Origin of the sequence: Paraburkholderia sp. A3BS-1L (assembly GCF_051125215.1) — a bacterium.
Classification (GTDB): domain Bacteria; phylum Pseudomonadota; class Gammaproteobacteria; order Burkholderiales; family Burkholderiaceae; genus Paraburkholderia.
This window is the reverse complement of the sequence record NZ_CP120443.1, coordinates 438248-457137: the sequence shown is the minus strand read 5'-3', so window position 1 is coordinate 457137 and position 18890 is coordinate 438248. Positions and strand designations below refer to the sequence as shown.

Below are 18890 nucleotides of genomic sequence, written 5' to 3'. Positions count from 1 at the left end.
ATCATTCCCCCCTCAGGCTTCAACGCCATTTTTTGCTTTCCGACTGCTTCAGATTCAGCTCGCCATGGCTTTGAATCGGCGTGCCCCTGCATATTTCACACGGCATGCGCGCACTCGAACATCATTAAAATTAAAATGCGTAATAAACAAATTCAACAATACAACGGCTATGCCGTCCAACCCTCGGCGCATCGTTTGCCCGACGGTAGTTTTTCGTCCAACCTGCTGCTCGAGCGCATCAATAGCGCGCGCGCCGAAGGCCGCTACCAGTTTTATTCGCTCGATTACTTCGCGAGTGAAGAGCAGGCTCTGCAGCACTCGACACGCTGGGCGCGCAACTGGGTCGACACGCGCGGTTAAAGGCGACACGGTTTCGCCGCATTTCGCCGTCGTTGACACGGTGCCAAGCGAACGTCGGCTGCGATACGGCGCTATGCGCATACCCGCAGTCGATCCAGGCTACCGGCTCGTAACAGTAGCGGGGGCAGGAAAACATTCGCTGTACAAATCGGGCAATGGGTGTAGGATGAAAGCGTTGATTGACCCACAGCCCCTCTCTGCGCCTCTCCAGTCACCCTTTCCAACGGAATCGGGCCGCTCATTCATCACAGGCCGAACAACGCGGCCGATCATGTGAAGACTGAACTCAGTCGCTCACGCCCTTTTCCCGATTCGTCGCGTGTTGACGCGGCTTCAAAGGTATTTCATGACAACCGGATTCCGTCTCTACCGTGGACTGGAAGTTTATCCACTCGTCTATCCGCATCGTGCCACCGAGCCCGGCAATGGGCATAACTACGACGAAGGATTCGACGCTGCCGTGCGTATCCAGGCGCCGGGAAGCTCAGGGGAAGCGCCCCGCAGCCGCGTATTCCGGCTTGTGGTGACGAAGCCCTTCCAGAGCGCCGGAGACGCGCGGCGTGCTTCGACTGCCTATGCGGAACACCTCATCGATACGTGTTCCCAAGACACGAACATCCTTGATTTGGTGTTGTGATTCGCACCTCGCTACAGGCCCTGTTGAACGCGTGACACATCCCATCCATCCACGCGAAGCTGGCGCAACGATCCTGGTCGCGCGGCAACCAAACAAGGAAAGACAGTGCGCTTCAATTCGACGCGATTCATTATCGACCCGACGCCACGCAGGGCCGACGGCGAATACATGGCCCATGCCCGCATCAGCACCAGCCGTGCGGACGGGAGCAAGTACGACATTCATCTAAGTGGTGATCTCGCGGGCTTCGACATGCGCGAGGACGCCATTGCCTATGCGAAAAAATGGGCGCAGGAATGGCTGGACGTGCGCTTTGGCTGAAAGGAAACAAGGCCGCAAACTCCGTCGCGCACGTCCGGACGATTCACGGCGCAAACTCACAACCAGGAAGACATTTGACTACTGTAACCCCCAAACTGAACGAACCGGTGGAAGTCGCGCTGCGCCGCTTCCGACGCTCGATCGAGAGCACCGGCTTGATAAAGGAACTGCGGGCCAGAACGGCTTATGAAACACCGACTGCGAAACGCAAACGAAAGAAGGCCGCCGCTGTAGCCCGACTCAGAAAACAGATCAAACGGTCATTGCCACCGAGGAAGCTGTACTGAGCCAAAGTTGTCGTGCAGGCAAGCGAGCGGCGGCCCTGCTCCAGGAGCAGTCGTTGGCAGCGCTGCACCCGAATGACGGCAGCGGGTCGAACAGAGCCTGGCCCGGAAATCCACGAAGCCCCCCTAAAAAAGCGGCGCATGCGCCGCTTTGCACTTCAGGCCACAATCAGGCCACCTCAAGCCGCCTCAAGCCTTCACCGCGCGCGCCGCATTCCTGCCGCGCAGCCATTCGAGCGCCAGCAACAGGCCCGTCGAAAACACGATCAGGATCGTTGCGAGCGCAGCGATCGTCGGGCTGATGTTCTCGCGAATGCCCGTGAACATCTGGCGCGGCAGCGTCGTCTGATCGGCGCCCGCAAGAAAGAGCGTCACCACCACCTCGTCGAACGACGTCGCGAACGCGAACAGCGCGCCCGAAATCACGCCGGGCGCGATCACGGGCAGCGTGATGCGGAAGAACGTCGAAACGGGATTCGCACCGAGCGAAAGACTCGCGCGCACGAGGTTGTAGTTGAAGCCCTGCAACGTGGCCGACACCGTCGTCACCACGAACGGCACGCCCAGCGACGCATGCGCGAGAATCAGGCCCAGATAGGTATTGGCGAGCCCGAGCGGCGCGAAAAACAGATACATGCCCACGCCCACCACCACCACGGGCACGATCATCGGCGAGATGAGCACGGCCATCAGCACGGCCTTGCCGCGAAAATCCGCCTTCGTGATGCCGATGGCCGCAAGCGTGCCGAGCACCGTCGCCACCAGCGTCGCCGCCGGCCCGACGATGAAGCTGTTCTTCGCGGCCATGCGCCACTCGTCGGACATCACGAGGTTCTGATACCAGCGCATCGACCAGCCCGGAATCGGGTAGACGAGAAACGTGCTCGACGAAAACGACAGCGGCACGATCGCGAGCACCGGCAGGATCAGATAGAGCAGCGTGAGCACGGCGAGCCCGCGCAGCGTGAAATACCATACGCGTTCGATGGCCGAGGTATGCGGCGCAAACAGAGGCTTGGCGAATTTCATGTCGGTTGCCTCCGTTAGCCGAGGCTCAGTTGCGTGCGCGTGAAGCGCCCATAGACGAAATACAGCACGGTGGTCGCCGCGAGCAGGAGCGCGCCGAGCGAGCATGCCATGCCCCAGTTGATCGACACGTTCGTGAAGTACGCCACGTAATAGCTCACCATCTGGTCGGCGGGACCGCCGAGCAGCGCCGGCGTGATGTAGTAGCCGATCGAGAGGATGAAGACCAGCAGCACACCCGCGCCGATGCCCGGATAGGTCTGCGGCACGTACACGCGCCAGAACGCCGCGAACGGATGGCTGCCGAGCGAGACCGCCGCACGCTGGTAGGTGGGCGGGATCGACTTCATCACGCTATAGAGCGGCAGCACCATGAAGGGCAGCAGAATGTGCGTCATGGAGATGTACACCCCCACGCGATTGAAAAGCAGCGTGAGCGGTGTGGATATGATGCCGGTGCCGATCAGCGCCTTGTTGACCAGTCCTTCGCTCTGCAGAATGACGATCCACGCAGCCACGCGCACGAGAATCGATGTCCAGAACGGAATCAGCACGAGGATCATCACGAGATTGGCGCGCCGCTCGGGCAGCGTCGAAATCCAGTACGCGAGAGGATAGCCGAGCGCGAGCGTAAACAGTGTCACGAACACGCTGATCACGAAGGTGCGGCCGAACACGGCGAGATAGATCTGCTGGTCGGGGTCGGCGGGAACGATGCTGCCGAACGCATCCTGCTTGTGATCGAGCGAGGCCAGCAGATAGAACGGCGAGTAGCGGCCACTGTTCTTCGCAATGGCCTGCCAGTACGTCACGTCGTTCCAGCGGTCGTCGAGCTCGACGATTTTGGCGCGCGTTTGCGCTGGCGTGAGCTTGAGCGGATGGCCGTCGTCGTCGGCGAGCGGCATGGCGCGCGCCGTCTTCGCCACGAGCGAGCGATAGCCCGCGATCTCGACGTTCAGGCGGCGGGCGAGCGCGCCCATGGCGTCGCCGTCCTGCACCGCCGTGAGATCTTGCGCGAGTGCCGCGTAGGCCGCGTCGGGCGGTGCGCTCTTGCGGTCCCAGCTGCTCAGCGCCGCAACGGTATGCGGCAGCGCGGTCGCCACCTCGGGATTCTGCACGGCGCGCGTGAGCAGCGCCGCGATCGGCACGACGAAAATCAGCAGCAAGAAGATCGCCAGCGGCGCAATCAGCAAGAGCGCCATCGTGCGCTTTCTGGCCTGCGCGAGGCGCAGTTCGCGTTTCAGGCGCGCAACCGGCTCGCTTGCGTCTGCTGCGCTGCTGCTTGCGCTGTTGCGTGATTCATCGGCTGCGTGTTTCGCGGTCGTCATGGATGTCAACTCAGTCTCCTGCGGTCACCCCGGAAGCGCTCGCCCCGAGGCGCCATACCACACGCACCGCCCCCGCATGGGAGGGCGCGTGCGGCCTGCCTCCGTTATCGCCTCGTCCCCGCTTACTTCGCGGCCCAAGAGCCGAAGCGCTGCTCGAGTTCGTCGCCGTGGTCGGTCCAGAACGTGAGGTTCTCCTGGATCGCGGTCTTGCCGTTCTTCGGCGAATTCGGCAGGTTTTCGAGCGTCTTTTCGTCGAGCGCCTTGATCGCCGCTGCGTTCACCGGACCGTAAGCGATGTGCTTCGCATAGTCCTGCTGCGGCTTCGACGACAGCGTGTACGCGATGTACTGCATGGCCTGCGCCTTGTTCGGCGAGCCCTTCGGAATCGCCCAGTAATCGAGGTCGTAAATGCTGCCGTTCCACACGACCTTGAGGTTCTTGCCTTCGCGCTGCGCGGCATCGATGCGCCCGTTATAGGCCGTCGACATCACCACGTCGCCCGCCACGAGGAACTGCGGCGGCTGCGCGCCCGCTTCCCACCACTGAATGTTGGGCTTGAGTTCGTCGAGCTTCTTGAACGCGCGGTCCTGGCCGGCCTTCGTCGCGAGCACCTTGTAGACGTCCTGCGGCGCCACGCCGTCGGCCATCAGCGCGAATTCGAGGTTGTAGCGCGCGCCCTTGCGCATGCCGCGCTTGCCCGGGAATTTCTTCACGTCCCAGAAATCGGCCCAGCTTGCGGGCGCCGTCTTCAGCTTGTCGGCGTTATAGGCGAGCGCCGTGGACCACACGAAAAAGCCCGCGCCGCACGGCTGCACCGCCGCCTTCAGGTAATCGGCCTTATTGCCGAGCTTCGCCCAGTCGAGCTTCTCGTAGAGGCCTTCGTCGCAGCCGCGCGCGATGTCGCCGGTCTCCACTTCGACCACGTCCCAGTTCACATGCTTCGCCTCGACCATGGCCTTGACCTTGGCCTGCTCGCCGTTGTACTCGACCACCGTGACCTTGTTGCCGGTCTGCGTCTGGAACGGCTCGTTGAAGGCCGCCTTCTGCGCGTCGCCGTTCGCGCCGCCGAAATTCACGACCGTGAGTTCCGCGGCGTGCGCCACGCCACACGAGAGTGCGAACGCGGCCGCCGCCGCTGCAACGCGCAAATTGCCGATTTGCTTCATGGTGTAGTCCCCTTCTCCTGGATGGTTTGTTTTCGCGCGCATCGGCGCTACCTGCGGTGGATGCTTCGTGCCGTCACGCGAAGATGCGCAGATGCTCTGGCGCGAACTCGAGCGCGACCGGCTGGCCGGGCGCGAAGGCTTCGAGCGCCTCGGTGCCGAGCGGCACCTTCACGAAGCACTCGTCCTGGTGAGGCAGACCGCAGCGCATGCGCACGTGGTCGCCGAAATAGATGAGGCTGCGCGCCTCGCCCGCGAGCGCGTTCGCGCCGTTGCCGCCGGCTTGGGACGAGAGCTTCATGCGTTCGGGCCGGATGCAGGCGACCGCATCCGCGCCCGCCTGCGCGCCCGCCACGTTGCGGCCTTTCAGGCGCGTGCCGTCGGCGAGATGGATTTCGCAGAATTCGCCTTCCACCGCGGCGATCTTGCCGCGCAGCCGGTTGCTGTCGCCGATGAAGTTCGCCACGAACTCGTTGCACGGCGATTCGTAGAGGCGGTCCACGGTATCGAGCTGCTGCACGATGCCCTTGTCGAACACCGCCACGCGGTCGGACATCGTGAGCGCCTCGCCCTGGTCGTGCGTGACGTAGACGAACGTGACCCCGAGCTTTTCATGGAGCGACTTCAGTTCGTACTGCATATGTTCGCGCAGCTGCTTGTCGAGCGCGCCGAGCGGCTCGTCCATGAGCACGAGCTTCGGCTGGAACACGAGCGCGCGGGCCAGCGCGATGCGCTGCTGCTGGCCGCCCGAGAGTTGGGCGGGATAGCGCTTGGCGAAGCCCTCCATGCGCACCATCTTGAGCGCATCGTTCACGCGCGCGGCGCGCTCGGCCATGGGCACCTTGCGCACGCCGAGCGGATACGCCACGTTCTGCTCGACGGTCATGTGCGGAAACAGCGCGTAGTTCTGAAACACCATGCCGATGTCGCGCTTGTGCGGCGGCACGTTGTTGAGCAGCTTGCCTTCGAGGCGGATCTCGCCGCCAGTGGGAAATTCGAAGCCCGCCAGCATCATCAGGCAGGTGGTCTTGCCGGAGCCGGACGGCCCGAGCAGCGTCAAAAACTCGCCGTGGTAGATGTCCAGATCGAGTTGCTTGACCACCAGCGTCTCGCCGTCGTACGTCTTGCGCACGCCCCGAAAGCTGACGATCGCCTCCGATGTCTTCATCGTCTTGTCTCCTATGTCGACCGGAGTGAATGCTTCAGCACTCCCGGCGCGGCTCAATTTATTCTCACACGAAAAAAAATTAGCCGAATCTGACGTCGGATTACTATAGACGCTCAAGGCTCTATTGAATGGAGCCATTTCATTATTATCGATGGAACCACTTTTGCCATGGTCATCCTGTCCGACTGGCTCGCAGCACAACTCGACAAAGCCTCGGCGGAGCCGGTCTACCGCCAGTTGCTGCAACTGATGCAGCAGGCCATCCTGACCGGCCGGCTGGCGCCCGGCACGAAGCTGCCCAGCTCGCGCCTGCTCGCGGGCGACCTCGGCATCGCGCGCAACACGGTGCTGCACGTCTACGACCAACTGAGCGCAGAAGGCTACGTGCTTTCGAGCACCGGCAGCGGCACCTACGTCGCGGACACGCGCCCCGACACGGCCGCCGTGGGCGCGCGCCCTGGCACCCCGCTGCGCGTTGACCGCGCCGCGCCGGAGCCCGGCCCGCGCGGCGACATGTCGATGCGCGGGAAGCGTCTCATCGACGAGGCCGGCGTCTCGGCCCGGCAATGGGGCGCGTTCATGCCCGGCGTGCCGGACGTGGCCGAGTTTCCCTCGCGCACCTGGAGCCGCCTGCAATCGCGGCTCTGGAAATCGGTGAACCCGGAGCTGCTCACCTATGCGCCGGGTGGCGGCTATCGGCCCTTGCGCCGCGCACTCTCCGACTACTTGCGCGTGGCGCGTTCGGTGCGCTGCTCGCCCGACCAGATCATCATCACGACCGGCATTCATCAGTCGATTGATCTTGCGGTGCGCCTGCTCGCCGACATCGGCGACCGCGCCTGGGTGGAGGAGCCGTGCTACTGGGGCGCGCGCAGCGTGCTGCAAGCCTCGGGCATCAAGCTCGCGCCGATTCCTGTGGATAACGAAGGACTCAATCCGCGCGAATCGGACCTGCGCCATCCGCCGCGCATCGCGCTCGTCACGCCATCGCACCAGTACCCGCTCGGCATGGTGATGAGCCTCGCGCGCCGCCGCACGCTGCTCGAATACGCGCGCCAGCACAAGGTGTGGATCATCGAGGACGACTACGACAGCGAGTTCCGCTACGGCAGCCGGCCGCTTGCCTCGCTGCAGGGGCTCGACGAATCGGACCGGGTGATCTATGTGGGCAGCCTCGGCAAGCTGCTGTTTCCGGGCTTGCGCGTGGGCTATATGGTCGTGCCCGAGCGGCTCGTGGAGGTGTTCCGCACCGGGGTGTCCGAGCTCTATCGGGAAGGCCAGCTGATCCAGCAAGCCGTGCTCGCCGAATTCATCATGGACGGCTATCTCACCTCGCACGTGCGCCGCATGCGCACGCTCTACGGTGAGCGGCGGCAACTGCTGATCGACGCCGTGACGCAGCGCTTCGGCGACGCGCTGCCCGTCATGGGCGACGAAGCAGGGCTGCACTTCGTGCTGGGTCTGCCCGATCATTGCGACGACCGCGTGGTGACCGCGGCTTCGTATGAGGCAGGCGTGATCGTGCGGCCGCTGGCGTCGTATTACCTCGGCAAGCAGCAACGCAAAGGATTGCTAACAGGTTATGCGTGTGTCGCGCAGGAGCATATTGCGCCGGCGTTCGCCACGCTCGCGCGCGTGATCGAGGAACATGCGTTCGGTGCGAAGAGCACGCCGCGCGCGCGCACGCGCGCGGCGTGACAAGCACCTGCGGGGCATGGAAAACACGCCCCGCATGCGGGCCCTCATTTCAGCCCGAAGTCCACGCGCGTGGTCGCGCCCTTGTCGTTGATGCCCTTTGCGTCAAGCTTGGGCGCCACCACGAACACGCGGCTCGAGTCGACCTTGCCTTCGAAGTACTGCTGCACGGCCTGCGCGCGCCGTTGCGCGAGGTCGCGCAGCGTGACGTCGTCCACCGGCGCGTGCTCGGCGAGCGCCTGCTTCATGTCGTCGACGGGCAGCGTCTTCGTGAAGCCCACCATGTTGCGCGGCTTCTTGAAGTCGGCGTCCTTATAGGCCTTGGTGAGGTATTTCTCGTACTCCTTCGGATCGACCTGCACCTGCGAGATATCCACGCTCTCGCCGTTGCCCACGGTGTCCTTCACCTTCTGCCTGCGCACGAGGCGGTCCACATACTTCTCGCGCAGCGCGGGCGTGTCCACGGCCGGGTCGACGCGGCCGATCAGGTCGATCTTGATCGAGGGTTTGTCGTCGAGCGCCTTCGCGATCGTGTCGAGCTTCTTGTTGTCGGCGTCGGAGAGCCTGGCCGAGCCCGGCTCGAATTCCACATAGCCGAGCTCTTCTCCGCCGCCGCCGAACGCGTTGGCGAGCAGCGAGAACGGCGCGGTCACGGCCTTCGCGATCAGGTTGAGCACCGCACGCCAGATCAGGCCGCCGAGGCTGAACTCGGGGTTCGAGAGCGAGCCCGACACCGGAATGTTCACGTCGATCTCGCCGCGCCGGTTCTTGAGCAGCGAAATCGCCAGACGCACGGGCAGCTTGGTGGCGGTGTCGTTCTCGACGTGGTCGCCGAACGTGAGCTGGTCGATGAACAGATGGTTGTTCGCCGTGAGCTGGTCGTTCGAGAGCTGGTAATGCAAGTCGACGTTGAGCTTGCCCTTCGTGATCGGATAGCCCGCGTACTTGGCCGAATACGGCGTGAGATTGGTGAGCTCTACGTCGTGGGCGCTCGCGGTGATGTCGAGCTCGGGCTTCGCGATGAGCGGATTCACCGAGCCCTTGATGACGATCGGTCCGTTCGCCGCGAGCTTGGCCGACACGTCGACGGGCGCGGAAGTGGTCGACTCGGTGCCGAACGCGCCCACCGTGCCCTGGATCTGCACGAGGTTGGCGCTGTAGTTCGGCTTGATGAAGTTGTCGGTATAGGTCACGCGGCCGTTTTGCAGCACGAGCTCGCCGAAATGCAGGCGCACCGGATGCTTGGGCGGCTGCGCTGCGGTGACCGTCGCGGATGCGGGTACCGGCGCGGAGGCCGACGCGGGCGCCGAAGCGGCTGCACCCGGCGCGCTGGCCGCCTCGGGCGACAGCGGCACTGGCTCGTGGCCGCTCGTGTCGCGCGTGAGCGACTGCGCCTGGCCGCTCTCGTGCGCCACCACGTCGTTGAGATTGAGCTTGCCTTGCGCGTCGAGCAGCACGCGCCCGTAGAAGCCGCTGAAGGTCACGCGGCTCGCGTCCACGTCGGTGCCGCGCGCGTCGTCGTAGCTCGCCTTCAGGTTCGAAAGCGCGAGCGAGCGCCAGCCCGCGAACGGGTCGGAGGTCGCCTTGTCGAGCATGCGCACGTCCACCAGCGCCGCGTCGCCGCGATAGTTCGCCTTGAGCGCCTTGCCCTGCTCCACGGCAAGCTGCCCCTTCATGTTGAGCAGCGCGCTCGCGATCACCGCGTTGAGCTGGCTGCTGAAGTACGGCTCGAACGCGGCGGCATCGAGCCGGTTCGCGTCGATCTTGAACTTCGCCGTGAGCGGCGTGGGGTTCAGGTCGCCGTTGAGCGCGAGCGTGCCCTTCTTGTTGACGGTCGCCTTCAGGTCGATGGGCAGCGCGTGCTTCATGTCGTCGCTGATTTGCTGGACCTTGAGGTCGAGCGGTGCGACGGCGAGCGTGACCGGACGCGGCGTCGTGCTGTCCGTGAAGTTGATCGAGCCACCGCTCACGTTCAGCGCGTCGATCTTGTAGCGCCACGCCGGACCTTCCTTCACCGACTTCTGCGCCGCGCGAATCGCCGTGCGCTCGGGCGCGGCCTGGCGTCCTTGCGCAAGCTCCAGCAGATCGATCTTGCCGTCCTTCTTGCGCTCGACGTTGACGGCGAGACCGCTCGTATCCACCGATGCGATCTGCGCGGTGCGCGCCGCGAGATCGACCGCGCTCACCTGCACCGTGCCCTTCGCGAGCGCCACGATCGGCGCCTTCGAGCCGCGCGCAGCAAGCTTGAGCGCCTCCAGACCCAGCGTGCTCGCCTCCACCTTCACGGCGGCCGGCTCCTTCGCCCAGTCGGCCTTGATGGTCGAGTCGAGGCTCAGCTTGCCGTCGAGGATCTGCGCCGCACTCACGCCGTCGAGATAGGGCTGCACTTGCGGCAGCGTCACGTCGTGCAGGGCGATCTTCGCGTCGGCGGTCTTCGCGGCAAGGCCGAAGCTGCCCGAGGCCTGAGCCGTGCCGCCGTCCCCCGCGCGCAGCGCGAGCGTGTAAGCAGCGGGCGTCTTCGCCACGGTCGAGAAGTTCGTGAGCGTCGCGGCGACGTTGCCGAGATCGAGTTCCACCGGCTTCGACGCTGCTTCATCGTGCACATGCACCGTGCCGTCCACGATCGCGAACTGGCGGATCGACAGATCGAGCGGCGGCGCCTTGGCCGCTGCCGCAGGCTCGGCCCGTGCGCCCGACGCCGCGGGCGGGACCGCCGCGACGGCGCTCGCGGCGCCTTTCTGCTCGCCCTTCTCAGGAGACTGCGCAGGAGACTGCACAGGAGACTTCGCGGCGGCCTGCGCCGTGGCTTGGTCCCTGGCAGCCGCGGCCTTCGCCGCTGGTGCGCCCACCAGCTTCTCGACGCTGAGCACGCCCGCCTTGTCGCGCGCGATCCAGGCCTTGGGCGCGTCGATGCGGATCGCGTCGAAGCGATAGACGTTGCTGAACGGCTCGAGCGACGCTGCCGCCACATGCAGGCTGCGCGCGCCGAACAGCGGCGCGTTGGCGTTGTCGGTGGCGTCGATGTCGGCGAGATCGGTGGTCCCGGAAACACGCAGCGTGGGCTTCTCGCCCGACATCACGAAATCGAGCTTGAGGTTGGTGGAGAGCTTGCCGCTCTTGAGCGTCACCGGCAGTTTGGCGGGCGCATAAGTGAGCAGCCTGGGCAGATCGAGATCGGCGAGACGCAGTTCGACCTCGGACTCGCGCGACGCGGCGAACGGCTTGGTCTTGCCGTCGATGGCGAGCGTGCTGTCGCCGTCGATGCGCGCGCGCAGCATCGGCTGGACGAAGATATCTGTCTTCGAAGGCAGCGTGGCGATGAACGGAATGCCGAGCGACCAGCGGTCGATCACGTGCTTTTCATTGAGCAGGCGATCGTCGAAAGTGATCTGGCCGTTCTCGACGTGGATGTTCGACACCGCGAATTGCGCGGGCTTGCTGCTGGGCTTTTCGGCAGGCTTCGAGAACTTCTCGATGAGGTCGGAGAAGTTGAAGCGCTGCGCGTCGAGCCGCACGATGGTCGCGCGCGGCGAGTCGAGCCGCACTTCGTCGACGATGGGCGCCGCGCGGAAGATCGACGACCACGACGCCTGCACGACGAGCTTTTCGACATCGAAGAAGTTGCCCTGGCCGCCGCGCTCGCCGATGTGCACGCGGTCCGCCTCGAGCCGCAGCGTGTAGGGATTGAGTCCGATACGCGCGATCGAGACGGGCCGGTCGAGCTGCTTGCTCAACTGTTGTTCGGCAATGTGCCGGATCAGCGGCGGCGCGGCGAAGAAACCGAGCAGGCCGAACACCGCGAGAAAGATCGCGATGCCGGTGAAGATGCGCCGTGTGCGCGGGGCGCGCGCCACGGCGCGCACCGATTGCAATGAAGTCGTCAGCGATGCTTTGTTGAGGCTTGCCATGCTTGCTGGCCAATGGCGCGGCGAAGAGCCCGCCGCGGATAGTGAAGAGAGTGAAACCGGACGGAATGCCGGAGAGTCCGACAGCCGGAAGTATAGGCCCGATGGTGCTTCGCGCGTCGACAAAACGTCGGAAGGATGCGGAGCTGGCAGCCGCGCGGCGCGCGCCGGCGCGGCTGCTCAGTGAAGGGACGGCGGTCCGCCGCGCTGGCGCGCGCGCTGCCGCCGTTATTGCTGCTATTGCAGCCCTGGCCGCTTACCGGCGCTCGACTGCCGGCGGCTGCCAGGAGCCGTCCGTGGCCTGGGACTTCGGCGCGTACATGCGCAGCACGAGGCGGAAGTCGCCCTTGGGCACCGGCACCCAGTTGGCGCCGCCGCGCGGCCGCTCCGCACTCACCTGCACGTCGAGCGAGCCATCGCGGTTGCGCCGCGCGCCGTTGCGGTCGCCAAACGCGACGCGCACGGACGCGTCGCTGTCGAGCGCGCCCTCGGGCGTATAGGCCGTGATCGACCAGAAGGCGCGCACCGGCGGCAACTGCTTCGCGCTGAAATGGATCACGTAGCGGTTCGCACCGTTCAGCGTGTGGCCGTCGCTGTCCTGGGCCACGCGGGCGCGCACTTCGTCGCGGCTCGTGGGCAGGCCCGGCGACGCGTAGGCCGCGTAGGCGCGCAGCGCGTAATCGGTGCCGTAGTTGCCCGCATCGTCGCCCACCCACAGCCAGCCGTTGCCGGCGAGCAGATTCGAAGGCGGCGTGGCGACGCGCGCACGGCCGTCGGCGAAACCGGTGCTCACGCCGGCGGCATCCTTCGTGCCGGACGGCAACTGCACCGGATCGCCGGGATGCACGCCGATGTCGCCGAGAATCTTGAGCGCGTGCGGATCCTCGGGCGCCGGCGCGTTGTCTTGCAGCGCGAGCGCGAGGCGGCTGAAGAAGCCGGCGGCGTCGAGCGCCCCGATCTGGGCGGCCGGCGTGCCCGCCGCCACCGGGTCGCCGGCCAGGCCCGCGCCGGTTTGCGCGTCCGCCTGCGCGACGCGCTTGCCGCTGCCGCTCCATGCGGAGAGCGGCGCCACGTGGATGCCGCGCTGCACGCGGCGCGCGGTTGCAAGATCGCCGCCGCCACGCGTCTCGATGCGCGCGAGGAACCAGACGTAGCGCGTGGTCACGTCCACGCGTTTCGCACGCGCGGGCAGCGCGCCCTTCCAGCCCGCCGGCACGAACGCAATCGTTTGCGCCTTCAGACCGTTCACGCGCTCATTGCCTTTCGCCGCCGTCGACCAGAGCACGTTGCTCCACATGTCGAGCGCGCGCGCATCTGCATAGCGGCCGTGCGTGTCGGGCAGCGCGACGAGCACGGGCTCGCGGCTCACGTCGAGCCAGCCCGACGAAGCCAGCGTGTCGAGATTGGGTTCGGGCGGTATCGTGGCGCCAACCGGCGGCAGCGATTGCGCGTGGCGCAGCGTATTCGGCGCGGCCTGGCCGGGCGCGTTTCCGGTGGCGGCCTCGCGCGAGATGTCCATCAGCACGAGCGGATAACCGAACACATAGGAGTCGGACACCTCGTCCTTGACCCAGCCATTGCCCTTCGGCCCGGCGCCCTGGGGCGCCGACGCACACCCGGCAATGAAGGCGACACCGGCTAGCGCGGCACAAGCGCGGAACAAAGGAAGAGTGCGGCATATTTTTTTCATTTCTTGATTATGTGCGAAGCGGGCGGTCCATGAATTGACGTCAACCGGCGTCCGACGCTGCGCGCCGGCCCCCCCGGGCCGCAATCCGATGCGCGCAGCATGGTGCCCATGCCGGCGAGTCGTATCGTATCGCCCGCATCCGCCCCTGAACAGTCTGCCGGTTGGAATTCTGCTTTGCCGCGAGTATTGCCCTTGACCTTCCCATCATGGGAACGTAGATACTGCATAAGGTCGAATACTTATCGCGTTTGCGCGTCATCACCATGAACGATCCCCTCGTTGCAGAAGCCGGCGAGCGTGCCGGGCACCGCGTGGCCGAGCTCGAAATCCGCGGCATGACTTGCGCCTCGTGCGCCATGCGCGTCGAGAAGGCGCTCGCGAAGGTGCCGGGCGTGATGCGCGCGTCGGTCAATCTCGCCACCGAAAAGGCCACCGTCGAAGCCAGTGCCGATGCGGGTGGACACCCGCCTGAGGCGCTCTTGCCTCAACTCGTGGCGGCCGTGGAAAAGGCTGGCTATGAAGCCGAGCCCGTCGTGGACGCCAGCACCGGAGCCGCGTACGCCGAGACGAGCGCGGCACCTACCGCGAGTTTCGCCATCGGCGGCATGACCTGCGCGGCCTGCGCGAACCGCGTGGAAAAGGCGCTCGCGAAGGTGCCCGGCGTGGCCGGCGCGACCGTCAACCTCGCGACCGAGAACGCCACGGTGCGGCTCGACGCGCCGCTCGACGGGGGCATGCGCGAGCGCCTCGTCGCCGCTGTGCAGAACGCCGGCTACGAGGCCACGCCGCTCGTCGAGGACGCACCCGCCGCCGCGACCGCCGGTTCCATCGCAACCCAGGCCGCAACCCACGCCGCAACCCACGCCGCAACAGGCCCGAGCGCAACCGGCGCTGCCCCTTCGCCCAGCAGCTCCTCGCGCGCCGCCGCAGCCGAGGCCGCCGCGCGCCGCGAACTGCGCGAGGTGCTGATCGCCGCCGCGCTCACCGCGCCGCTCGTCGTGCCGATGTTCGGCCACTGGCTCGGCTGGCACTGGATGCTGCCGGCCGCCGCGCAGCTCGTGCTCGCCTCAATCGTCCAGTTCGGCTTCGGCGCGCGCTTCTACCGCGCCGCCTGGAAGGCCGTGCGCGCGGGCGCCGGCAACATGGACCTGCTGGTGGCGCTCGGCACCACCGCGGCGTGGGGCGTGAGCGTCTACGCGATGCTCGCGCACCCCGGCGACGCCGCGCATCTGTACTTCGAGGCCTCGGCGGTCGTCATCACGCTGGTGCGCTTCGGCAAGTGGCTCGAAGCACGCGCCAAGCGCCAGACCACCGACGCCATCCGCGCGCTCAACGCGCTGCGCCCCGAGCGCGCGCGCATTCGCGAAAACGGCGTGGAGCGCGAGGTTCCCCTCGCGCAAGTGCGCGTGGGCGCCGTGGTCGTGGTGCGGCCAGGCGAGCGCGTCCCGACCGACGGCGTCGTGCTCGAAGGCCGCAGCCATGTCGACGAATCGCTCATCACTGGCGAAAGCCTGCCCGTGCCGAAGGCCCCCGAGGACCGTCTCACGGCCGGCTCGATCAACGGCGAAGGGCTGATGGCCGTACGCACCACCGCCATCGGCGCGGAAACCACGCTCGCGCGCATCATCCGCCTCGTGGAAAGCGCCCAGGCCGAGAAGGCGCCGATCCAGCGTCTCGTCGACCGCGTGAGCGCCGTATTCGTGCCCGCGATCCTCGTGATTGCGGCGATCACGCTGGGCGGCTGGCTGCTCGCGGGCGCGAGCGCCGAAACCGCGATCCTCAACGCGGTGGCCGTGCTCGTGATCGCCTGCCCTTGCGCGCTCGGGCTCGCCACTCCGGCCGCGATCATGGCCGGCACCGGCGTGGCGGCGCGCCACGGTGTGCTGATCAAGGACGCCGAAGCGCTGGAAACGGCGCACGACGTGAGCGTCGTGGCCTTCGACAAGACCGGCACGCTCACGCTCGGCCAGCCCTCGCTCACCGCGTTCGAAACGGCCGGCGAAATCGCCCGCGCCGAGGCGCTCATGCTCGCCGCCGCCGTGCAGCAGCACAGCGATCATCCGCTCGCGAAGGCCGTGGTGAAGGCATTCAGCGCGGAATCCGCGGGTGCTGGGGGAGCTTCAGGTGCGCCCCTGCCCGCCGCCGTGCATGCGCGCGCGGTGCCGGGACGCGGCGTGGAAGCCGAAGTGAACGGCCGCTATCTGGCGATCGGCAGCGCGCGCTGGCTCGCGGAACTCGAACTCGCCGTGCCGCACGCGCTCGCGGCGCGCGCGCAGGCGCTCGAATCCGAAGGCAATACGGTGTCCTGGTTGTTGGGCGAACCCGAGCATTCAGCGGACCGCGCCGGCGCGCCGCCCGCGTCGAGCCGCGTGGTGCTCGCGCTGCTCGCCTTTGGCGATACGGTGAAGCCCACGGCGCGCGCCGCCGTGGCGCGCCTGAAATCGATGGGCATCCGCAGCGTGCTCGTGACCGGCGACAACGCGGGCAGCGCGCGCGCGGTGGCGGCGCAGCTCGGCATCGACGAGATCCACGCGCAGGTGCTGCCCGACGACAAGGCGCGCACGATTCGCGACCTGAAGATCCGCACGGGCGCGGTGGTCGCGATGGCGGGCGACGGCATCAACGACGCGCCCGCGCTGGCCGCCGCCGACATCGGCATCGCCATGGCCACCGGCACCGACGTCGCCATGCATGCGGCGGGCGTCACGCTCATGCGCGGCGACCCTGCGCTCGTGGCCGCCGCCATCGACATCTCGCGGCGTACCTGGCGCAAGATCCAGCAGAACCTGTTCTGGGCGTTCTTCTACAACCTGATCGGGATTCCGCTCGCGGCGCTCGGGCTTCTGAACCCCATGCTCGCGGGCGCCGCCATGGCGTTTTCGAGCGTGAGCGTCGTGACCAATGCGCTGCTGCTGCGCACGTGGCGCGAGCGCCGCGAGACGGACTAAACGCTGCGCGGCACCCGGGCGCGGGCCTCAGTGCGCCTGGCTGCGCAGCGCCTTTGCGGCCGCCACCATGTTGGTCAGCGCGGGAATCACTTCGGCCCACTGGCGCGTCTTCAGGCCGCAATCGGGGTTCACCCACAGCCGCTGCGCCGGAATGCGTTCGGCCGCCTTGCGCATCAGCTTCACGATGTGCTCCTGCGTCGGGATGTTCGGCGAGTGAATGTCGTACACGCCCGGTCCGATTTCGTTCGGATACTTGAAGTGGTCGAACGCGTCGAGCAGCTCCATGTCCGAGCGCGAGGTCTCGATCGTGATGACGTCGGCATCCATATCGGCGATCGACGCGATGATGTCGTTGAACTCCGAATAGCACATATGCGTGTGGATCTGCGTTTCGTCGGCCACGCCGTTCGCGGCGATGCGGAACGATTCCACCGCCCAGCGCAGATACTCGCCCCATTGCGCGCGGCGCAGCGGCAAACCTTCGCGCAAGGCGGCTTCGTCGATCTGGATCACGCGCACGCCGGCCTTTTCGAGGTCGAGCACTTCTGCGCGGATCGCCAGCGCGAGCTGGTAGCACGACACCGAACGCGGCTGGTCGTCACGCACGAACGACCAGTTCAGGATCGTCACCGGACCCGTGAGCATGCCCTTCATCGGCTTGTTCGTGAGCGATTGCGCGTAGGCGATCCACTCGACCGTCATTGCCCTGGGGCGGCTGATGTCGCCGAACAGGATGGGCGGCTTCACGCAGCGCGAACCGTACGACTGCACCCAGCCGAACTGGCTGAACGCGTAGCCGTCGAGCTGCTCGCCGAAGTATTCGACCATGTCGTTGCGCTCGGCTTCGCCATGCACCAGCACGTCGAGCCCTAGCGCTTCCTGCTCGCGCACGCTGCGCTCGATCTCCTTGCGCATCGCGGCGCGATAGCCTGCGTCGTCGAGTGCGCCGCGCTTGTACTGGCTGCGCGCCTGGCGGATTTCTCCGGTCTGCGGGAACGAGCCGATCGTCGTGGTCGGGAACGCGGGCAGCTCGAGCAGCGCGGCCTGCTTCGCGGCGCGCTCGGCATACACGTGCTGACGATTGCCGAAATTGGCGTCGATGCGCGCGATCGCCGCCTTCACCGCCGGGTTGTTCACACGCGGCGAACGGCGGCGAGCGTCGATCGCGGCGGCGTTGGCGGCAAGTTCTGCGGCCACGGCGCTGCGGCCTTCGTTGAGCGCCGTCGCCAGCACCTTCACTTCGTCGAGCTTTTGCAGCGCGAAAGCGAGCCACGAGCGGATCTCGGCGTCGAGCTCGTCCTCGCTCGCGAGATCGACCGGCACGTGCAGCAGCGAGCACGACGGCGCGATCCAGAGCCGCTCGCCCAGTTGCTGCGCGAGCGGCGCGAGCCATTCGAGCGCGGTGTTCAGGTCGGTCTTCCAGATGTTGCGGCCGTTGATCGCGCCCACCGACAGCACGCTCTGCGCCGGCAGCTTCTGCGCGGCCAGCGCGACTTCGTCGCGGGCATTGATCGCGTCGATGTGCAGGCCGTCCACCGGGAGCTTGCACACGAGGTCGAGGTTCTCCTGTAGTTGACCGAAATATGTCGCGAGCAGCAGCTTGACGCTGCGCTCTTCGAAGCCCTCGTAGGCCGTCACGAACGCCTCGCGCCACGCCGGCTCGAGTTCGGTCACGAGCACCGGCTCGTCGATCTGCACCCACTCGACCTCCATCACCTTGAAGTAGTCGAGCAGCGCGCGGTAGACGGGCATGATGCGCGGCAGCAGCGCGAGCTTGTCCGAGTCGTCCTTCGCCTTGCCCAGCCACAGGTAGGTCAGCGGGCCGATGATGACCGGCTTGGCCTTCACGCCCTGCGCCTGCGCTTCGCGCAGTTGCCCGGAGAGGCGCGAAAAGTCGAGATTGAACTGCGTGTCGGCCGTGAACTCGGGGACGATGTAGTGGTAGTTGGTGTCGAACCACTTCGTCATTTCGCCAGCGGCCACGCCGCCGCAGCATCCCGCGTGCTCTTGCGCGCCGGCTGCCGAGCGGCCGCGCGCGACGCGGAAATAGTTGTCGAGCTTGTCGCCGTGAAAGCCCTGCACGCGCTCCGGCAGGTTACCGAGCATGAAGCTCATGTCGAGCACCTGGTCGTAGAAGGCGAAGTCGCCAACCGGCACGAGGTCGAGCGCCTGCTGGCTGGCCCAGTGGCGCGCGCGCAATTCGGCGCCCAGCGCCTTCAGCTCATCGCGCGAGGACTCGCCCTTCCAGTATTTTTCGAGGCCGAATTTCAGCTCGCGTTTTGCGCCGATGCGCGGAAAGCCGAGGTTATGTGTCGTGACCATTTGCGCTGCCATCCGATGAAAAGTGCAGAGAAATTGCAGAAGT

At 66.3% G+C, this 18890-nt stretch carries 13 protein-coding genes; 6 read left to right on the top strand and 7 right to left on the bottom strand.

Annotated elements, in window-relative coordinates; all coding sequences use genetic code 11:
* Window positions 1-135 precede the first annotated feature (135 nt).
* From P5W99_RS17260 to rpsU, 4 genes are all read left to right on the top strand, one after another.
* A complete protein-coding gene (locus P5W99_RS17260; RefSeq protein WP_421026416.1) occupies window positions 136-360 on the top strand; it encodes a hypothetical protein in 225 nt (74 codons plus the stop codon).
* A gap of 346 nt (window positions 361-706) precedes the next feature.
* A complete protein-coding gene (locus P5W99_RS17255; RefSeq protein WP_421026415.1) occupies window positions 707-997 on the top strand; it encodes a hypothetical protein in 291 nt (96 codons plus the stop codon).
* Between the two features lie 105 nt (window positions 998-1102).
* Complete coding sequence (locus P5W99_RS17250; protein WP_421026414.1) at window positions 1103-1318, top strand: hypothetical protein; 216 nt, start codon at window positions 1103-1105, stop codon at window positions 1316-1318.
* A 74-nt stretch (window positions 1319-1392) separates the two neighbouring features.
* Window positions 1393-1605, top strand: coding sequence for a 30S ribosomal protein S21 (gene rpsU, locus P5W99_RS17245; RefSeq protein ID WP_421026413.1), 213 nt, complete (start codon window positions 1393-1395; stop codon window positions 1603-1605).
* Window positions 1606-1791: 186 nt separating this feature from the next.
* Here the strand turns inward: rpsU and P5W99_RS17240 are convergent, their stop codons facing one another.
* The 4 genes from P5W99_RS17240 to P5W99_RS17225 form a co-directional block, all read right to left on the bottom strand.
* Complete coding sequence (locus tag P5W99_RS17240) at window positions 1792-2631, bottom strand: ABC transporter permease (protein ID WP_421045534.1); 840 nt, start codon at window positions 2629-2631, stop codon at window positions 1792-1794.
* 14 nt (window positions 2632-2645) lie between these two features.
* Window positions 2646-3956 (bottom strand): ABC transporter permease, encoded by a 1311-nt coding sequence (locus P5W99_RS17235; protein ID WP_421026411.1) that lies wholly within the window; start codon window positions 3954-3956, stop codon window positions 2646-2648.
* Window positions 3957-4078: 122 nt separating this feature from the next.
* The gene (locus P5W99_RS17230; RefSeq protein ID WP_421026410.1) at window positions 4079-5122 is read right to left on the bottom strand and encodes an ABC transporter substrate-binding protein; all 1044 of its coding nucleotides are present in this window, start codon (window positions 5120-5122) and stop codon (window positions 4079-4081) included.
* 73 nt (window positions 5123-5195) lie between these two features.
* Entirely contained in the window at window positions 5196-6287 is a 1092-nt protein-coding gene (locus tag P5W99_RS17225) for an ABC transporter ATP-binding protein (RefSeq protein WP_421026409.1), read from the bottom strand.
* 168 nt (window positions 6288-6455) lie between these two features.
* On the opposite strand from P5W99_RS17225, the gene P5W99_RS17220 reads away from it, so the two are divergent.
* A complete protein-coding gene (locus P5W99_RS17220; protein ID WP_421026408.1) occupies window positions 6456-7985 on the top strand; it encodes a PLP-dependent aminotransferase family protein in 1530 nt (509 codons plus the stop codon).
* A gap of 44 nt (window positions 7986-8029) precedes the next feature.
* Here P5W99_RS17220 and P5W99_RS17215 read toward each other — a convergent pair whose 3' ends face one another.
* Entirely contained in the window at window positions 8030-11890 is a 3861-nt protein-coding gene (locus P5W99_RS17215; protein ID WP_421026407.1) for a DUF748 domain-containing protein, read from the bottom strand.
* 253 nt (window positions 11891-12143) lie between these two features.
* Window positions 12144-13577: a DUF1254 domain-containing protein gene (locus P5W99_RS17210; protein ID WP_421026406.1), complete on the bottom strand. Its 1434-nt coding sequence runs from the start codon at window positions 13575-13577 to the stop codon at window positions 12144-12146.
* A 263-nt stretch (window positions 13578-13840) separates the two neighbouring features.
* On the opposite strand from P5W99_RS17210, the gene P5W99_RS17205 reads away from it, so the two are divergent.
* A complete protein-coding gene (locus P5W99_RS17205; RefSeq protein ID WP_421026405.1) occupies window positions 13841-16525 on the top strand; it encodes a heavy metal translocating P-type ATPase in 2685 nt (894 codons plus the stop codon).
* Between the two features lie 27 nt (window positions 16526-16552).
* Here the strand turns inward: P5W99_RS17205 and metE are convergent, their stop codons facing one another.
* Window positions 16553-18847 carry a 5-methyltetrahydropteroyltriglutamate--homocysteine S-methyltransferase gene (metE, locus tag P5W99_RS17200; protein ID WP_421026404.1) on the bottom strand — a complete coding sequence of 765 codons (2295 nt, stop codon included), beginning with the start codon at window positions 18845-18847 and terminating at the stop codon, window positions 16553-16555.
* Between the last annotated feature and the right edge of the window lie 43 nt (window positions 18848-18890).

Coding starts and splice junctions, on each gene's coding strand:
- P5W99_RS17260 (WP_421026416.1), top strand. CDS start 136: ATGCGTAATAAACAAATTCAACAATACAACGGCTATGCCGTCCAACCC.
- P5W99_RS17255 (WP_421026415.1), top strand. CDS start 707: ATGACAACCGGATTCCGTCTCTACCGTGGACTGGAAGTTTATCCACTC.
- P5W99_RS17240 (WP_421045534.1), bottom strand. CDS start 2,631: ATGAAATTCGCCAAGCCTCTGTTTGCGCCGCATACCTCGGCCATCGAA.
- P5W99_RS17235 (WP_421026411.1), bottom strand. CDS start 3,956: ATGACGACCGCGAAACACGCAGCCGATGAATCACGCAACAGCGCAAGC.
- P5W99_RS17230 (WP_421026410.1), bottom strand. CDS start 5,122: ATGAAGCAAATCGGCAATTTGCGCGTTGCAGCGGCGGCGGCCGCGTTC.
- P5W99_RS17225 (WP_421026409.1), bottom strand. CDS start 6,287: ATGAAGACATCGGAGGCGATCGTCAGCTTTCGGGGCGTGCGCAAGACG.
- P5W99_RS17220 (WP_421026408.1), top strand. CDS start 6,456: ATGGTCATCCTGTCCGACTGGCTCGCAGCACAACTCGACAAAGCCTCG.
- P5W99_RS17215 (WP_421026407.1), bottom strand. CDS start 11,890: ATGGCAAGCCTCAACAAAGCATCGCTGACGACTTCATTGCAATCGGTG.
- P5W99_RS17210 (WP_421026406.1), bottom strand. CDS start 13,577: ATGAAAAAAATATGCCGCACTCTTCCTTTGTTCCGCGCTTGTGCCGCG.
- P5W99_RS17205 (WP_421026405.1), top strand. CDS start 13,841: ATGAACGATCCCCTCGTTGCAGAAGCCGGCGAGCGTGCCGGGCACCGC.
- metE (WP_421026404.1), bottom strand. CDS start 18,847: ATGGTCACGACACATAACCTCGGCTTTCCGCGCATCGGCGCAAAACGC.